Below are 16,287 nucleotides of genomic sequence, written 5' to 3' on the forward strand. Positions count from 1 at the left end.
CCCCTTAATTGATGGTATGATAAATATGTTAATGAACAGAAACGGTATGTAGTGATTGGTGGAGGTGTAGTTTGTGTCTGAATCCAGCGCAACAACAGAAATCTTAATTCGTCTACCGCAACAGCTCGTTACAGAATTAGACGGCTTTGCAGATCAAGAAAATGTGAATCGCAATGAGTTTATTTATCGTGCAACCAAAATGTATTTAAGAGAGCGTAAGAAAAGACAATTACGTGAATCTATGAGACGCGGCTATATGGAAATGGCTAAGATTAATCTCGCAATTGCTTCAGAGGCGATTCAAGCAGAATATGAGGCAGAACATACAGTCGAACGCTTAGTAAGCGGGGGTTAATCCTTTGATTGTAAAGCGTGGTGACGTATATTTTGCAGACCTTTCTCCTGTTGTAGGATCAGAACAAGGCGGAGTTCGGCCGGTACTTGTTATTCAAAATGATATAGGGAACAGGTTTAGTCCCACAATTATTGTAGCTGCCATTACCGCTCAAATTCAAAAAGCGAAACTGCCTACTCATGTTGAAATTGATGCAAAACGTTATGGCTTTGAACGTGATTCCGTTATCTTGCTTGAACAGATTCGAACGATTGATAAACAACGTCTTACCGATAAGATTACGCACTTGGATGATGAGATGATGGAAAAAGTGGATGACGCCCTGCAAATCAGCGTGGGTTTAATCCAATTCTAACCATGAGCTTTTCATCGTGTTGATAACTTTATCATGTTATACAATAGGAACAATATAACTTCAAACCAGAAGGCTTGCTGATAAACAATATGTTTGATCATTAAGCCTTTTTGTTTTGTCATTTTTTATTTTTAGAAGGGAAGTCTAGTCCCAATTAAACCCAAAAGAAGAATATGGATAATGCGAATATAGTCAATTTTATGACAAAACACCGTAAACAATTTATAATGGGAAAAGCAGGAACTAAAAATACCCGAAAAGGCATAGTTTTTTTCTTTTTTTTTGTTTATTTGTTACTATTAAAGTAATTACGTCATTTTTTAGTACACTGTTGTAAACTACTTTAAAATTAAGTTACATCATTCGGCATAAATACGAAGTGCAAATTACATATGATAGAATGGAGAGAACTAAATGTTTAGTGAAGTCACGGGTTATATCCAGAATAATAAACCAGATATCACTAGTATTTGGATGGAACGAATGAGGAACGAAGCGGATGAGAAGTTTCTTCAAGTTGTTTCAGATCAAGTTTTTACTAAGACAAGCCATGAGTTTGTAGAAATGATTGCTTCTAACTTAAGGGATTCCAACGAGTTTAATAGCCGGTTGGGAGATTTCGCTGAAAAGGTTGTCAGGTTAGGATGGCCACTGACTTTTGTGACGTCGGCTCTAAGTACTTTTGGTAAAGTGGTTTACGAAGGCATGATGAAAGAAGGTATTATTACAGATCAAAACTATGCGGCACAAGTTGAGAAGTTCGATAAATGGTTAACCCCGATGAATAATAAAGTAATCAGTGCTTATACAGAATCATGGGAAAGAACCGTTTCGCTTCAAAAAATAGCGTTGCAGGAATTGTCTGCACCACTGATACCTGTTTTTGGAAAAATTTCTGTGATGCCGCTTGTGGGAACGATTGATACAGAACGAGCGCGATTAATTATGGAAAATCTATTAAACGGTGTAGTTAAGCATAGAGCGGAAGTGGTGTTAATCGATATCACCGGGGTACCTGTAGTCGATACGATGGTAGCTCATCATATCATCCAGGCAGCTGAAGCTGTTCGATTAGTAGGTGCGAAGTGCATGTTGGTAGGGATCCGACCTGAAATCGCGCAAACGATTGTAAACTTAGGAATTGATTTAAATCAGTTCAGTACAAATAGCACGTTACGAAAAGGAATTGAAAAGGCTCTTGAAATGACAAATCGAAAAATAGTTTCGGCGGAGGGATTAGAGTGAGAATACCAATTTTAAAGCTGCATGATTGTTTGCTGATTTCCATTCAGTGGGAGCTTGATGATCAAACAGCCCTTCAATTTCAAGAAGATCTTCTGCATAAGATCCATGAAACGAGTGCCAGAGGAGTAGTAATCGACATAACTTCCATTGATTTTATAGATTCATTCATTGCTAAGGTACTTGGGGATGTCATTAACATGTCAAGGTTGATGGGGGCGAAGGTAGTCATCACCGGCATCCAGCCTGCTGTAGCGATAACGTTGATTGAGCTTGGAATCAGGTTAGAGGACGTTCTGACCGCTCTGGATCTGGAAAAAGGTCTGGAGAAATTACAATTGGAACTGGGGGACTAGGTATGGATAGCCAATCCTGCGTGAAGATCACGAATGAATGGGACATCGTTGCTGCCCGCCAGTTAGGGAGGAATGTAGCGAAAGAGCTCGGATTCGGTACCGTTGACCAAGCTCGTATCACTACGGCTATCAGCGAATTAGCAAGGAACATCTATTTATATGCTGGCTATGGTCAGATTTGCATTGAAAAATTATTCGATGCCGGGAAAAAGGGTGTGCGAATTATCGCCTTGGATGAAGGACCCGGAATTACAGATATAAGAAAAGTAATGGAAGATGGATATTCCACATCAGGTGGATTAGGAGCAGGTTTGCCTGGAGTAAAGCGTTTAATGGACGAGTTCAACGTTGAGTCTGTGCCAGGTGAAGGAACAGACATTAGGGCGACTAAGTGGCTCCGCTAGGGGGAGTTATATGAATTTCAGAGATTTAATGGACTCTAAATATAGAGAAATTATTGAGCATTACCTAAATGAACAAGATGAAAAAGCTCTCTATTTAGGACAGAAATTTAGTCGTAAATCAATTGAGCATCATGTTTCACCAGAGGAGATCATAAGTCTTCATAAGAGTGTAATATTGGAAATGGAGCCCAATATACCACATCAAGTAATGCACTCTTTCGATATTTTACTTGAAGTCATGATAGGCTACGGTTTTGCTTATCGGGAGCATCAAAGTCTACGTACAAAACAACAAGAATTAAATAACGAAATAGATGTGGCATCCAATATGCAACAAACCCTGCTAGGGACCGTCATTCCTTCAGTAGAAGGCTTGGAAATTGGAGCTGTAAGTGTACCTGCCAAAAAGATGAATGGAGATTACTATCACTTTGTTCAGGATGAGAATGATAGCGTCAGTGTTGCCATTGCTGATGTAATAGGTAAGGGTATACCTGCAGCTCTTTGTATGTCCATGATCAAGTATGCGATGGATAGTTTACCTGAGTACCGGAATGAACCTAATGCTGTTTTGGAAAGCTTAAACAGAGTAGTGGAACAAAATGTGGATGCAAGTATGTTCATAACCATGTTTTACGGTGTATACAATTCGGAGGAACATCTATTTTCATACTCATCAGCTGGGCATGAACCTGGCTTTTTTTATAGAGCTTCAGCCAATGAATTTGAAGATCTTGATGCAAAAGGTCTTCTATTAGGTGTAGATAAAAAAGCGAAGTACCGTCAATACGAAAGACGGGTTGAGACAGGGGACATGATCATCCTTCTCTCTGATGGAGTAACAGAGTGTCGTTCAGAAGAGGGCTTCATTGAAAGGGAAGATTTGGTGCAATTAATAAGCGAGTACAATCACCTTCCTCCTCAAGAGATTGTCAATCATGTGTACAAACAACTCGAGAAGATGCAGCACTTTGAGCTTAGAGACGATTTCACTCTAATCATCATAAAAAGAAATTCATAAATAAAGTTTATTCTTGTCATCTATAGGGTAAATGTATAGAGATTTATTATAAATGTTGCCAAAAAGGTGGTCTTTTTATGAACTTATCAATAGATATGAAAGAAAAAGAGAACGAGCTACTCGTTAAAGTAGCCGGTGAAATCGATGCATATACAGCTCCGAAGCTTAAAGAAACGCTTCAACCCTCTGCTGAAGCTGATAATAAAGATATAACAGTGGATCTTTCAGACGTATCGTATATGGATAGTACTGGATTAGGTGTATTTGTTGGTCTTTTCAAAACGGTTAAAGCTCGCGGTGGGCAATTATATCTAATCGGTTTATCCGATCGTCTGCAGAGACTGTTTGATATTACAGGTTTAGGGGATATTATGAATATTAATTCCAAGGTAGAAGGTGGCGTGGAATGATGAAAGCTTTTGATTACATCGAGATGAAGATCCCCGCAAAGCCGGAATATGTCGGGGTCATTCGTTTGACGCTTTCAGGAATTGCAAGTCGTATGGGATTTGACTACGATGCAATTGAGGACTTGAAGATTGCTACTAGTGAAGCTATCACAAATGCGGTTCAGCATGCGTATAAAGAAAACGATGGAGAAGTGGTCGTTGGATTCGCGTTATATGAGGATCGTCTTGAGGTTATGGTAGCGGATCACGGTGAAAGTTTTGATTTCAAAGAAATTCGCAGTGCTGTTGGTCCTTATCATGCCGATCATTCAGTGGAGTTCTTAAGAGAAGGTGGGTTAGGCCTTTACCTTATTGAGAGCTTGATGGATGATGTAAAAGTGCATCACAAGGAGGGAGTGACAGTCTTTATGACTAAATTCCTATCAGGGGAGCAGGTGGAGAAGGATGAAAAAACTATCTCAACCTAACCAGCAGGCCCAAAAAGAAAAAGTACTACAATGGATCAAAGACTATCAGGAAAGACAAGATGACGATGCACAAAGTCAATTGATCCTACATTACCAAAATCTTGTTGAGTCCATTGCGAGAAAATATTCAAAGGGAAGATCTTTCCATGAAGACATTATCCAAGTAGGGATGATTGGATTGCTTGGTGCAATCAGAAGGTACGATGAATCTTTTGGTAGATCATTCGAGGCCTTTGCGATTCCGACAATCATTGGAGAGATAAAAAGGTTCCTGCGAGATAAAACGTGGAGCGTACATGTTCCACGAAGAATAAAAGAGCTTGGTCCGAAAATAAAATCTACGGTTGAAGAGTTAACAAACAGATTAGAGCGTTCTCCTCAAGTCCATGAAATTGCTGAGTATCTGGAAGTTAGTGAAGAGGAAGTTCTGGAAGCAATGGAAATGGGTAGAAGTTATCAAGCGTTATCGGTGGATCACTCGATTGAAGCGGATTCAGAGGGAAGCACAGTTACAATATTGGATATTGTGGGAGATCAGGATGAGGGCTATGAAAAAGTCAATCAGCGACTCGTTCTTGAGAAAGTGCTTCATGTTCTTTCCGACAGAGAAAAGGCTATAATACAACACACCTATTTAGAAAATTTAAGCCAAAAAGAAGCTGGCGAGAAGCTCGGTATTTCCCAAATGCATGTTTCGCGTTTACAAAGAAGAGCGATTAAAAAGCTTAGGGAAGCCATTCAGGAAGAGATGTACGATTCGGAGAGTCATTATTAATGGCTTATCTTCAACAAAATGAAATAGAGCTTTATGCAGGGCAAGTATCGAAAAACGGAAATCCTTATTGTGGAGACAGTTATTTCTATACCTCTACAAGTGATTACTTTATCTGTGTTTTGGCCGATGGTTTAGGTAGCGGTAAGTTTGCTTATGAATCGTCTCATGTAGTCGCCGAAATAGTTGAAGAGCATCACCACGAAGATGTTGAAACCCTCATGAGCCTGTGTAACGAAGCTCTTCAGAAAAAACGTGGCGCTGCAGTAGCGATTATTAAAGCGTATTACCATTCCAAAGAGTTTGTGTATAGCTGTGTAGGAAATATACGTTTTTATATGTATGCACCTGAAGGAAAGATGACGTATCCATTACCGGTTACCGGGTATTTATCCGGACGGCCGCAAACATATAAGACACAACGTTTTCATTACGATTCCAACTCAAGATTCCTTATTCACTCAGATGGACTGAGTATATCTGGAGTAAAGAATATCCTTCAAAGGTATCCAACGCTTCATGGCGCTTTAGGTGATATTCAATCTCTAGTCGACGGTACATCAGATGATACAACATATATTATTGGAAACTTACTCTAACAGTCTTAGGGTAAGTTTTTTTTGGCTCTTTTACAAAAACAGTTGGATTATAACTAACCCTGTAATTCATGTGTATAACTAATAACGATTTTTGAAAATCGTAATAATGTTAATTTTCTTCTTTGAGATTAGTGTGGATATTTATGGTGATGTAGTAGGCGAAGAGTGGATGGTAGCGGAAGGCACTTAACTCCTGCGGGGAATAGAGGAAAGGTCGAGACCCCACAGGGCAAGCCCGAGGAGGGTCAACTTCCTCACCCGCGGAAAGGAACGTTAACAGTGAGAATTGCAGTGGCAAAGCTTTCGTTTCAATACAACAGATATATGCTTCCTTTAAGTTAAGCCAACTTTTCAATCCTCAAAGACAGTTATGGTAAAATAAACAAGAATCCTATCAATGGAGGTAATACAATTGGCAGCAACATTAACAAATCAAGAACCATTACTTAACAAAGTATCCAAAGAATTGAACCTATCAATAAAAAATGTGAAAAACGTCATCTCACTACTGGAGGAAGGAAATACAGTTCCTTTCATCGCGCGTTATCGGAAAGAACAGACTGGAGCACTAGACGAAGTTCAGATCCGTAATATTATGGATAAATGGAATTACTTGCAAAATTTAGAGCAAAGAAAAGAAGAAGTTATTCGATTAATCGAAGAACAAGGGAAGCTGACTGAAGAGTTAACCCAGGCCATTAAAAAGGCGGATAAGCTGCAAACGGTAGAAGATTTGTACCGACCATATAAGCAAAAACGAAGAACAAAAGCGACCGTAGCGAAAGAAAAAGGACTGGAACCCCTGGCAGAATGGATTCTAAGCTTCCCTGCATCAGGAGATCTTGCAGAAAAGGCTTCTCACTACGTGTCTGAAGATAAGGAAGTAATGACAACCGATGAAGCTTTAAATGGAGCAAAAGACATTATTGCAGAGTACATTTCCGATGAAGCTTCATACCGAGAATACATAAGAAGTTATACATTCCGAAAAGGGTTAATTGAATCAAAGGTGAAAAAGGAAGAGGAAGACGAGAAAAAAGTTTTCGAAATGTACTACTCATATCAAGAACCGATCCACAAAGTAGTTCCTCACCGGATTTTAGCAATGAACCGAGGGGAAAAGGAAGATGTATTAAAGGTGAATATACAGCCTGATTCAGAAGGTATTCTGCACTATTTACAAAGACAGGTCATTAAAAATGTTCACTCCATTTCCGTTCCTCTTGTAAAAGAAGCAGTGGAGGATAGCTATAAAAGACTGATCCAACCATCGGTAGAGAGAGAAATTCGTAATGAATTAACAGAGAAAGCAGAGGATCAAGCCATTCATATCTTCTCTGAAAACTTGAGAAAGTTATTGCTTCAGCCGCCGATGAAAGGAAAAATGGTCTTGGGTGTCGACCCTGCTTTCCGAACAGGCTGCAAATTAGCAGTCATTGATGAAACAGGAAAAACTCTTGATATTAATGTGATTTATCCACATTCATCCCAATCTCAACTCTCAAAGGCGGAAGCTGCGATCAAAGCGATAATGACAAAATATTCGATTGAGGTTGTCGCTATTGGAAATGGCACGGCATCCAGGGAAACAGAGCAATTTGTTGTGAATGTGTTAAAAGATATAGATCAACCGATCTTCTATTTAATTGTCAACGAAGCTGGAGCAAGTGTATATTCAGCATCAGATGTGGCGAGAGAAGAGTTCCCGGACCTCCAGGTTGAAGAAAGAAGTGCCGTCTCCATCGCAAGAAGATTGCAGGATCCGTTAGCTGAATTAGTGAAAATCGATCCTAAATCTGTTGGAGTTGGGCAATACCAGCATGATGTTTCACAAAAGAAGCTAAATGAATCACTAACCTTTGTGGTAGAAACGGCTGTAAACCAAGTTGGTGTAAATGTGAATACTGCCTCCTCATCCCTATTGCAATATGTTGCGGGGCTATCAAAAACAGTGGCTACTAATATTGTGAAAAAGAGAGAGGAAGAGGGCAAATTTGTTTCCAGGGCACAATTAAAGAAAATTCCAAGACTTGGCGCAAAAACATACGAACAATGTATTGGCTTCCTAAGAATAATGGATGGGAAAGAGATTCTCGATCGAACATCTATTCATCCGGACAATTATAACGATGTGAAGAAACTTCTTGCGAAGGTTGGGTTGAGTGTAAATGACATCGGGTCAGAAGAATTGAAACAGTCTTTGAACCAATTGAATTTAGAAAAGGTTTCTGAGGAGTTGGAAATAGGGAGATTAACTCTGAAAGATATTGTAGATTCGTTAATTAGACCTGGGCGTGATCCACGGGATGAATTTCCTAAACCTCTTCTTAAGAAGGATGTCTTGAAACTTGAAGATTTAACACAAGGTATGGAGTTGCAAGGGACAGTAAGAAATGTAGTGGATTTCGGTGCGTTTATTGATGTAGGGGTGAAACAGGATGGACTTGTCCATATTTCAAAGCTGAAAAATGGTTTCGTTAAGCATCCATTAGATGTGGTGTCTGTTGGGGATGTTGTGACCGTTTGGGTTGACAGCGTGGATGTTCAAAAAGGCAGAGTCGCATTGACGATGATTCAATAATCATGTAAGAGCTGACTGCGGGGTAGTGAATGCTATCTCAGGTCAGCTCTTTTGGCCATTTGGGATGGGGTAGGATAGATGTCCATACTTAAGAGCTGTTCTTCTTACGGTAAAAATACCAGCATTGATTAAGGAGTTTGATTTGATATCGATCCTTCTCAAAATAGGCTCTCCTCAATTGATTCACAAGCCAGTTAGGCATGGGGTAACCTCCTTATCTCTAAGAAAGTGCCAGCTGAATCCATGTAATGACATTCCTCGGAGTATTATGTCATGCTGAAACAGTAAGGGTGATATCTAGTTTATGCTATAATAGGTTGTCATGTTCTAATTAAGAAAGAAGGATTCCATATGACGGACACTGAGCTGCAATTTCTTATTGAAAAAATTTCTATTCAATCTTTTCATAAGCCTTTTCTTCATAAGGCATATTTCAACCCAAGGCTAAGAACCACTGGGGGAAGGTATATGTTAGGTAGTCATAATATCGAGATTAATCGTAAATATTTTGACGAGCATGGTATGGATGAATTAATAGGAATCATTAAACATGAGTTGTGTCATTATCATTTGCATATTGAAGGTAAAGGATATAAGCATGGAGATGAAGATTTTAAGAGACTTCTAAATGAAGTTGGGGGTCCAAGACATTGTTCAATATTAACGAGTGTGAATAATAGAAAAAGGTATTTGATTTATGTGTGCTCGAAGTGCGGGTTGGAGTTTAAAAGAAGAAGGAAGATCAATATAAGAAAATACGTATGTGGACGTTGTAAAGGCAGGCTTAAATTAGTGAAGGAAGTTATTATGAAGAAAGACAAATCCTGAGTGGTTAATCCTCTGATTATGATCAACTATTTGTGATAAAAAGTGTTTGAAAGTAGTTGACAATAAATAGATGAGTCATTATAATCTAAAGAGTCGATAAGACGAGTTAAGCGAAAAATTCTTTACGTTCCGCAGTAGCTCAGTGGTAGAGCTATCGGCTGTTAACCGATCGGTCGCAAGTTCGAATCTTGCCTGCGGAGCCATTTTTATGGGGAAGTACTCAAGTGGCTGAAGAGGCGCCCCTGCTAAGGGTGTAGGTCGGGCAACTGGCGCGAGGGTTCAAATCCCTCCTTCTCCGCCATTACTTTTAAACATGGCCCATTGGTCAAGCGGTTAAGACACCGCCCTTTCACGGCGGTAACACGGGTTCGAATCCCGTATGGGTCATTTTTTTATTATTTGTAACTCGTTTTGCTTACGCAAGGCAATGAAAGTTATTTTGACTATCGTCAAGGTAATGATAGTTATTTTCGCTGTCGCGAGGTAATGAAAGTTATTTTGCTGGCGCAAAAAACTCTGGTCCGGTAGTTCAGTTGGTTAGAATGCCTGCCTGTCACGCAGGAGGTCGCGGGTTCGAGTCCCGTCCGGACCGCCAGATTATTTCTTTTAAAAAGTTATTGACTTTAATGTTTTGGACATGTTAATATATAAACCTCGTCACTTTTTGACGGAACATTGGGCTATAGCCAAGCGGTAAGGCATCGCACTTTGACTGCGACATGCGTTGGTTCGAATCCAGCTAGCCCAGCCATTTAAGAGCCATTAGCTCAGTTGGTAGAGCATCTGACTTTTAATCAGAGGGTCGAAGGTTCGAGTCCTTCATGGCTCACCAAAGATTTTTGCAATAGCAAAATCATTTATGCGGGTGTGGCGGAATTGGCAGACGCACCAGACTTAGGATCTGGCGCCGCAAGGCGTGGGGGTTCAAGTCCCTTCACCCGCACTTTGAAAGTCTTTGAAATAACTATTAAAAAGTTATTGACATAGCAGATTATCCTCGTTATAATAGTGTTTGTCGCTTGAAACGCGGTCGTGGCGGAATGGCAGACGCGCTAGGTTGAGGGCCTAGTGGGGGCGACCCCGTGGAGGTTCAAGTCCTCTCGGCCGCACCAAAGATTTTAAAACATATTGCGCCCGTAGCTCAATTGGATAGAGCGTTTGACTACGGATCAAAAGGTTAGGGGTTCGACTCCTCTCGGGCGCGCCATCTTGTTTCTACAAGCGAGTGTTTCATACTCAATGTAATACATATGCTTTTCTAGCGGGAAGTAGCTCAGCTTGGTAGAGCACTTGGTTTGGGACCAAGGGGTCGCAGGTTCGAATCCTGTCTTCCCGACCATCACAATATTATATGCGGGTGTAGTTTAGTGGTAAAACCTCAGCCTTCCAAGCTGATGATGAGGGTTCGATTCCCTTCACCCGCTCCAATTTAAACCTTATTATTGAACCTTGAAAACTGAACAAAACAAGACAATACGTCAACGTTAATTCTAGATTTATTTTTAAAGAGCTATTCAAACTTTTATCGGAGAGTTTGATCCTGGCTCAGGACGAACGCTGGCGGCGTGCCTAATACATGCAAGTCGAGCGGATTGATGGGAGCTTGCTCCCATCAGTCAGCGGCGGACGGGTGAGTAACACGTGGGTAACCTGCCTGTAAGACTGGGATAACTCCGGGAAACCGGGGCTAATACCGGATAACTCATTTCCTCGCATGAGGAAATGTTGAAAGGTGGCTTTTAGCTATCACTTACAGATGGACCCGCGGCGCATTAGCTAGTTGGTGAGGTAACGGCTCACCAAGGCGACGATGCGTAGCCGACCTGAGAGGGTGATCGGCCACACTGGGACTGAGACACGGCCCAGACTCCTACGGGAGGCAGCAGTAGGGAATCTTCCGCAATGGACGAAAGTCTGACGGAGCAACGCCGCGTGAGTGATGAAGGTTTTCGGATCGTAAAACTCTGTTGTTAGGGAAGAACAAGTACCGTTCGAATAGGGCGGTACCTTGACGGTACCTAACCAGAAAGCCACGGCTAACTACGTGCCAGCAGCCGCGGTAATACGTAGGTGGCAAGCGTTGTCCGGAATTATTGGGCGTAAAGCGCGCGCAGGTGGTTTCTTAAGTCTGATGTGAAAGCCCACGGCTCAACCGTGGAGGGTCATTGGAAACTGGGGAACTTGAGTGCAGAAGAGGAAAGTGGAATTCCAAGTGTAGCGGTGAAATGCGTAGATATTTGGAGGAACACCAGTGGCGAAGGCGACTTTCTGGTCTGTAACTGACACTGAGGCGCGAAAGCGTGGGGAGCAAACAGGATTAGATACCCTGGTAGTCCACGCCGTAAACGATGAGTGCTAAGTGTTAGGGGGTTTCCGCCCCTTAGTGCTGCAGCTAACGCATTAAGCACTCCGCCTGGGGAGTACGGTCGCAAGACTGAAACTCAAAGGAATTGACGGGGGCCCGCACAAGCGGTGGAGCATGTGGTTTAATTCGAAGCAACGCGAAGAACCTTACCAGGTCTTGACATCCTCTGACAACCCTAGAGATAGGGCTTTCCCCTTCGGGGGACAGAGTGACAGGTGGTGCATGGTTGTCGTCAGCTCGTGTCGTGAGATGTTGGGTTAAGTCCCGCAACGAGCGCAACCCTTGATCTTAGTTGCCAGCATTCAGTTGGGCACTCTAAGATGACTGCCGGTGACAAACCGGAGGAAGGTGGGGATGACGTCAAATCATCATGCCCCTTATGACCTGGGCTACACACGTGCTACAATGGACGGTACAAAGGGCAGCAAGACCGCGAGGTTTAGCCAATCCCATAAAACCGTTCTCAGTTCGGATTGTAGGCTGCAACTCGCCTACATGAAGCTGGAATCGCTAGTAATCGCGGATCAGCATGCCGCGGTGAATACGTTCCCGGGCCTTGTACACACCGCCCGTCACACCACGAGAGTTTGTAACACCCGAAGTCGGTGAGGTAACCTTTTGGAGCCAGCCGCCTAAGGTGGGACAGATGATTGGGGTGAAGTCGTAACAAGGTAGCCGTATCGGAAGGTGCGGCTGGATCACCTCCTTTCTAAGGAAGATTTACTAAAACGTTTGACACGTCGAAGTTTTGTTCAGTTTTGATGGTTTAATAAGGTTTTTTGCGAAAGCAAAATAACCATCCATCAAAACTTTTTGTCTCTTACGAGATCAAAATGTGTTTGTTCTTTGAAAACTAGATAAAGATAAATTGATAGTCAAGAAATTACCGAGTATCGCCATTTTAGGTTTTAAACCTGATGTAACAACCAATTCGGTTAAGTTATGAAGGGCGCACGGTGGATGCCTTGGCACTAGGAGCCGACGAAGGACGGGACTAACACCGATATGCTTTGGGGAGCTGTAAGTGAGCTTTGATCCAGAGATTTCCGAATGGGGGAACCCATTGTTCGTAATGGAACAATATCCTTACTTGAATACATAGAGTATGGAAGGCAGACCCAGGGAACTGAAACATCTAAGTACCTGGAGGAAGAGAAAGCAATTGCGATTCCCTGAGTAGCGGCGAGCGAAACGGGATGTAGCCCAAACCAAGAGGCTTGCCTCTTGGGGTTGTAGGACACTCTATACGGAGTTACAAAGGAATGAAGTAGACGAAGAAGTCTGGAAAGGCTCGTCAAAGAAGGTAACAACCCTGTAGTTGAAACTTCATTCTCTCTTGAGTGGATCCTGAGTACGGCGGGACACGTGAAATCCCGTCGGAAGCTGGGAGGACCATCTCCCAAGGCTAAATACTCCCTAGTGACCGATAGTGAACCAGTACCGTGAGGGAAAGGTGAAAAGCACCCCGGAAGGGGAGTGAAATAGAACCTGAAACCGTGTGCCTACAAGTAGTCAGAGCCCGTTAACGGGTGATGGCGTGCCTTTTGTAGAATGAACCGGCGAGTTACGATCCCATGCAAGGTTAAGTCGATGAGACGGAGCCGCAGCGAAAGCGAGTCTGAATAGGGCGAATTGAGTATGTGGTCGTAGACCCGAAACCAGGTGATCTACCCATGTCCAGGATGAAGTTCAGGTAACACTGAATGGAGGTCCGAACCCACGCACGTTGAAAAGTGCGGGGATGAGGTGTGGGTAGCGGAGAAATTCCAATCGAACTTGGAGATAGCTGGTTCTCTCCGAAATAGCTTTAGGGCTAGCCTCATGTGTAAGAGTCTTGGAGGTAGAGCACTGTTTGGACTAGGGGCCCTCATCGGGTTACCGAATTCAGACAAACTCCGAATGCCAAAGACTTATCCATGGGAGTCAGACTGCGAGTGATAAGATCCGTAGTCGAAAGGGAAACAGCCCAGACCACCAGCTAAGGTCCCAAAGTATACGTTAAGTGGAAAAGGATGTGGAGTTGCTTAGACAACCAGGATGTTGGCTTAGAAGCAGCCACCATTTAAAGAGTGCGTAATAGCTCACTGGTCGAGTGACTCTGCGCCGAAAATGTACCGGGGCTAAACGTATCACCGAAGCTGTGGATTGACACCTTTAGGTGTCAGTGGTAGGAGAGCGTTCTAAGGACTGCGAAGCTAGACCGTAAGGACTGGTGGAGTGCTTAGAAGTGAGAATGCCGGTATGAGTAGCGAAAGATGGGTGAGAATCCCATCCACCGAATGCCTAAGGTTTCCTGAGGAAGGCTCGTCCGCTCAGGGTTAGTCGGGACCTAAGTCGAGGCCGATAGGCGTAGACGATGGACAACAGGTTGATATTCCTGTACCACCTCTTTTCCGTTTGAGCAATGGGGGGACGCAGGAGGATAGGGTAAGCGCACTGCTGGATATGTGCGTCTAAGCAGTTAGGCTGATGATGAGGCAAATCCCATCATCGTGAAGGCTGAGCTGTGATAGCGAGCGAATTATAGTAGCGAAGTTCCTGATTCCACACTGCCAAGAAAAGCCTCTAGCGAGGAAAAAGGTGCCCGTACCGCAAACCGACACAGGTAGGCGAGGAGAGAATCCTAAGGTGAGCGAGAGAACTCTCGTTAAGGAACTCGGCAAAATGACCCCGTAACTTCGGGAGAAGGGGTGCTCTGGTAGGGTGCAAGCCCGAGAGAGCCGCAGTGAATAGGCCCAGGCGACTGTTTAGCAAAAACACAGGTCTCTGCGAAGCCGTAAGGCGAAGTATAGGGGCTGACGCCTGCCCGGTGCTGGAAGGTTAAGAGGAGTGCTTAGCGCAAGCGAAGGTGCGAATCGAAGCCCCAGTAAACGGCGGCCGTAACTATAACGGTCCTAAGGTAGCGAAATTCCTTGTCGGGTAAGTTCCGACCCGCACGAAAGGCGTAACGATCTGGGCACTGTCTCAACGAGAGACTCGGTGAAATTATAGTACCTGTGAAGATGCAGGTTACCCGCGACAGGACGGAAAGACCCCGTGGAGCTTTACTGTAGCCTGATATTGAATTTTGGTACAGCTTGTACAGGATAGGTAGGAGCCTTGGAAGCCGGAGCGCCAGCTTCGGTGGAGGCATCGGTGGGATACTACCCTGGCTGTATTGAAATTCTAACCCGCGCCCCTTATCGGGGTGGGAGACAGTGTCAGGTGGGCAGTTTGACTGGGGCGGTCGCCTCCTAAAGAGTAACGGAGGCGCCCAAAGGTTCCCTCAGAATGGTTGGAAATCATTCGCAGAGTGTAAAGGCACAAGGGAGCTTGACTGCGAGACCTACAAGTCGAGCAGGGACGAAAGTCGGGCTTAGTGATCCGGTGGTTCCGCATGGAAGGGCCATCGCTCAACGGATAAAAGCTACCCCGGGGATAACAGGCTTATCTCCCCCAAGAGTCCACATCGACGGGGAGGTTTGGCACCTCGATGTCGGCTCATCGCATCCTGGGGCTGTAGTCGGTCCCAAGGGTTGGGCTGTTCGCCCATTAAAGCGGTACGCGAGCTGGGTTCAGAACGTCGTGAGACAGTTCGGTCCCTATCCGTCGTGGGCGCAGGAAATTTGAGAGGAGCTGTCCTTAGTACGAGAGGACCGGGATGGACGCACCGCTGGTGTACCAGTTGTCTTGCCAAAGGCATCGCTGGGTAGCTATGTGCGGAAGGGATAAGTGCTGAAAGCATCTAAGCATGAAGCCCCCCTCGAGATGAGATTTCCCATCACGTATGTGAGTAAGATCCCTAGAAGATGACTAGGTAGATAGGTCAGAGATGGAAGCATGGCGACATGTGGAGTTGACTGATACTAATCGATCGAGGACTTAACCACAAAGAGTCATTTTTAAATGAACAACAATTGGTCGATATTCGGCTTTCTTGACATCAATTCTTTATCTAGTTTTGAAGGAACAATCCTTCAATTGAATAATTCGTCTGGTGACAATGGCGAAGAGGTCACACCCGTTCCCATGCCGAACACGGAAGTTAAGCTCTTCAGCGCCGATGGTAGTTGGGGGATCTCCCCCTGTGAGAGTAGGACGTCGCCAGGCGAAATTTTATTTTTTTGCATAATCACTTTATTAGTGAAGCTGCATATAGTAGAATAGATAGTAGTTATCATCTTAAGTAACATTTATATCGTCGCGGGGTGGAGCAGTTCGGTAGCTCGTCGGGCTCATAACCCGAAGGTCGCAGGTTCAAATCCTGTCCCCGCAATACCATTTTTGACTAGGGATAGCATAATCCTTAATGAGTCACGCATGGATAGTTATTTTGCTAGAGCAAAAAAACTTTGGTCCGGTAGTTCAGTTGGTTAGAATGCCTGCCTGTCACGCAGGAGGTCGCGGGTTCGAGTCCCGTCCGGACCGCCATTTTTGTTAATTCAAACGAAACTTTGTTTCGTTTTTTTTATTGTCTGTGACCACAACCTTTACTCTCATACCCGAAAAAGGGTAAACTACATATATACATTCTCCCTTAGGGTAACAAATGA

13 protein-coding genes, 13 tRNA genes and 3 rRNA genes are annotated in these 16,287 nt (G+C 43.6%); 28 read left to right on the forward strand and 1 reads right to left on the reverse strand.

The features are described 5' to 3' along the window. Window positions 1-73: 73 nt before the first annotated feature. The 11 genes from ACYH0O_RS01315 to ACYH0O_RS01365 all read left to right on the forward strand — a co-directional run bounded on the left by ACYH0O_RS01315 (window position 74) and on the right by ACYH0O_RS01365 (window position 8,562). On the forward strand, window positions 74-355 hold the full coding sequence (locus ACYH0O_RS01315; protein WP_032085355.1) for a CopG family ribbon-helix-helix protein: 282 nt from the start codon (window positions 74-76) through the stop codon (window positions 353-355). Window positions 356-359: 4 nt separating this feature from the next. After that, entirely contained in the window at window positions 360-710 is a 351-nt protein-coding gene (gene ndoA, locus ACYH0O_RS01320; RefSeq protein ID WP_034763063.1) for a type II toxin-antitoxin system endoribonuclease NdoA, read from the forward strand. A gap of 414 nt (window positions 711-1,124) precedes the next feature. Continuing rightward, window positions 1,125-1,955 carry an RsbT co-antagonist protein RsbRA gene (locus ACYH0O_RS01325; protein ID WP_482630837.1) on the forward strand — a complete coding sequence of 277 codons (831 nt, stop codon included), beginning with the start codon at window positions 1,125-1,127 and terminating at the stop codon, window positions 1,953-1,955. Continuing rightward, entirely contained in the window at window positions 1,952-2,308 is a 357-nt protein-coding gene (locus tag ACYH0O_RS01330; RefSeq protein WP_044340427.1) for an STAS domain-containing protein, read from the forward strand. Before ACYH0O_RS01325 ends, ACYH0O_RS01330 begins: the two co-directional genes overlap by 4 nt. Before the next feature lie 2 nt (window positions 2,309-2,310). Then, the gene (locus tag ACYH0O_RS01335) at window positions 2,311-2,712 is read left to right on the forward strand and encodes an anti-sigma regulatory factor (RefSeq protein ID WP_149157987.1); all 402 of its coding nucleotides are present in this window, start codon (window positions 2,311-2,313) and stop codon (window positions 2,710-2,712) included. 10 nt (window positions 2,713-2,722) lie between these two features. Further along, window positions 2,723-3,733, forward strand: coding sequence for a SpoIIE family protein phosphatase (locus ACYH0O_RS01340; RefSeq protein WP_482630838.1), 1,011 nt, complete (start codon window positions 2,723-2,725; stop codon window positions 3,731-3,733). A gap of 77 nt (window positions 3,734-3,810) precedes the next feature. Beyond that, the gene (locus ACYH0O_RS01345; protein WP_148996541.1) at window positions 3,811-4,143 is read left to right on the forward strand and encodes an anti-sigma factor antagonist; all 333 of its coding nucleotides are present in this window, start codon (window positions 3,811-3,813) and stop codon (window positions 4,141-4,143) included. Beyond that, window positions 4,143-4,610 (forward strand): anti-sigma B factor RsbW, encoded by a 468-nt coding sequence (gene rsbW / locus ACYH0O_RS01350; RefSeq protein WP_482632471.1) that lies wholly within the window; start codon window positions 4,143-4,145, stop codon window positions 4,608-4,610. Before ACYH0O_RS01345 ends, rsbW begins: the two co-directional genes overlap by 1 nt. After that, complete coding sequence (gene sigB, locus ACYH0O_RS01355; protein ID WP_426892708.1) at window positions 4,588-5,385, forward strand: RNA polymerase sigma factor SigB; 798 nt, start codon at window positions 4,588-4,590, stop codon at window positions 5,383-5,385. The genes rsbW and sigB overlap by 23 nt, the downstream gene beginning before the upstream one ends. Continuing rightward, window positions 5,385-5,981 carry a PP2C family serine/threonine-protein phosphatase gene (locus tag ACYH0O_RS01360; RefSeq protein ID WP_482630839.1) on the forward strand — a complete coding sequence of 199 codons (597 nt, stop codon included), beginning with the start codon at window positions 5,385-5,387 and terminating at the stop codon, window positions 5,979-5,981. Before sigB ends, ACYH0O_RS01360 begins: the two co-directional genes overlap by 1 nt. 412 nt (window positions 5,982-6,393) lie before the next feature. Then, window positions 6,394-8,562 carry a Tex family protein gene (locus tag ACYH0O_RS01365; RefSeq protein ID WP_482630840.1) on the forward strand — a complete coding sequence of 723 codons (2,169 nt, stop codon included), beginning with the start codon at window positions 6,394-6,396 and terminating at the stop codon, window positions 8,560-8,562. A gap of 88 nt (window positions 8,563-8,650) precedes the next feature. Here the strand turns inward: ACYH0O_RS01365 and cmpA are convergent, their stop codons facing one another. Further along, the gene (gene cmpA / locus ACYH0O_RS01370; RefSeq protein WP_113970254.1) at window positions 8,651-8,764 is read right to left on the reverse strand and encodes a cortex morphogenetic protein CmpA; all 114 of its coding nucleotides are present in this window, start codon (window positions 8,762-8,764) and stop codon (window positions 8,651-8,653) included. Window positions 8,765-8,913: 149 nt separating this feature from the next. Here cmpA and ACYH0O_RS01375 point away from each other — a divergent pair, with 149 nt between their 5' ends. From ACYH0O_RS01375 to ACYH0O_RS01455, 17 genes are all read left to right on the forward strand, one after another. After that, window positions 8,914-9,390, forward strand: coding sequence for a SprT family protein (locus ACYH0O_RS01375; protein ID WP_482630841.1), 477 nt, complete (start codon window positions 8,914-8,916; stop codon window positions 9,388-9,390). 128 nt (window positions 9,391-9,518) lie between these two features. After that, window positions 9,519-9,593 (forward strand) — tRNA-Asn (locus ACYH0O_RS01380). Window positions 9,594-9,600: 7 nt separating this feature from the next. Continuing rightward, window positions 9,601-9,691 (forward strand) — tRNA-Ser (locus ACYH0O_RS01385). A gap of 14 nt (window positions 9,692-9,705) precedes the next feature. Further along, window positions 9,706-9,777: transfer RNA gene (locus ACYH0O_RS01390), tRNA-Glu, on the forward strand. Between the two features lie 131 nt (window positions 9,778-9,908). Then, window positions 9,909-9,985: transfer RNA gene (locus ACYH0O_RS01395), tRNA-Asp, on the forward strand. 81 nt (window positions 9,986-10,066) lie between these two features. Then, window positions 10,067-10,141: transfer RNA gene (locus ACYH0O_RS01400), tRNA-Gln, on the forward strand. A gap of 5 nt (window positions 10,142-10,146) precedes the next feature. Beyond that, window positions 10,147-10,222: transfer RNA gene (locus ACYH0O_RS01405), tRNA-Lys, on the forward strand. A 29-nt stretch (window positions 10,223-10,251) separates the two neighbouring features. Next, a tRNA-Leu gene (locus tag ACYH0O_RS01410) sits at window positions 10,252-10,333 on the forward strand. An 83-nt stretch (window positions 10,334-10,416) separates the two neighbouring features. Further along, a tRNA-Leu gene (locus ACYH0O_RS01415) sits at window positions 10,417-10,502 on the forward strand. A gap of 18 nt (window positions 10,503-10,520) precedes the next feature. Beyond that, window positions 10,521-10,597, forward strand: a tRNA-Arg gene (locus tag ACYH0O_RS01420). A gap of 55 nt (window positions 10,598-10,652) precedes the next feature. After that, window positions 10,653-10,729, forward strand: a tRNA-Pro gene (locus tag ACYH0O_RS01425). Between the two features lie 14 nt (window positions 10,730-10,743). After that, window positions 10,744-10,817, forward strand: a tRNA-Gly gene (locus ACYH0O_RS01430). A gap of 95 nt (window positions 10,818-10,912) precedes the next feature. After that, window positions 10,913-12,464 (forward strand): 16S ribosomal RNA (locus ACYH0O_RS01435). A 224-nt stretch (window positions 12,465-12,688) separates the two neighbouring features. Then, window positions 12,689-15,624 (forward strand): 23S ribosomal RNA (locus ACYH0O_RS01440). 103 nt (window positions 15,625-15,727) lie between these two features. Beyond that, window positions 15,728-15,844, forward strand: a 5S ribosomal RNA gene (rrf, locus tag ACYH0O_RS01445). Together the 16S, 23S and 5S rRNA genes with 13 tRNA genes alongside form the textbook arrangement of a ribosomal RNA operon. A 92-nt stretch (window positions 15,845-15,936) precedes the next feature. Next, window positions 15,937-16,010: transfer RNA gene (locus ACYH0O_RS01450), tRNA-Met, on the forward strand. Between the two features lie 78 nt (window positions 16,011-16,088). Then, window positions 16,089-16,165 (forward strand) — tRNA-Asp (locus ACYH0O_RS01455). Window positions 16,166-16,287: the final 122 nt, after the last annotated feature.

The organism is Rossellomorea sp. H136 (assembly GCF_056838065.1).

Excerpts from the sequence above, each read along its gene's own strand:
- cmpA (WP_113970254.1), bottom strand. The coding sequence starts at position 8,764 with ATGCCTAACTGGCTTGTGAATCAATTGAGGAGAGCCTATTTTGAGAAG.
- ACYH0O_RS01325 (WP_482630837.1), top strand. The coding sequence starts at position 1,125 with ATGTTTAGTGAAGTCACGGGTTATATCCAGAATAATAAACCAGATATC.
- ACYH0O_RS01360 (WP_482630839.1), top strand. The coding sequence starts at position 5,385 with ATGGCTTATCTTCAACAAAATGAAATAGAGCTTTATGCAGGGCAAGTA.
- sigB (WP_426892708.1), top strand. The coding sequence starts at position 4,588 with ATGAAAAAACTATCTCAACCTAACCAGCAGGCCCAAAAAGAAAAAGTA.
- ACYH0O_RS01375 (WP_482630841.1), top strand. The coding sequence starts at position 8,914 with ATGACGGACACTGAGCTGCAATTTCTTATTGAAAAAATTTCTATTCAA.
- ACYH0O_RS01335 (WP_149157987.1), top strand. The coding sequence starts at position 2,311 with ATGGATAGCCAATCCTGCGTGAAGATCACGAATGAATGGGACATCGTT.
- rsbW (WP_482632471.1), top strand. The coding sequence starts at position 4,143 with ATGAAAGCTTTTGATTACATCGAGATGAAGATCCCCGCAAAGCCGGAA.
- ACYH0O_RS01340 (WP_482630838.1), top strand. The coding sequence starts at position 2,723 with ATGAATTTCAGAGATTTAATGGACTCTAAATATAGAGAAATTATTGAG.
- ACYH0O_RS01345 (WP_148996541.1), top strand. The coding sequence starts at position 3,811 with ATGAACTTATCAATAGATATGAAAGAAAAAGAGAACGAGCTACTCGTT.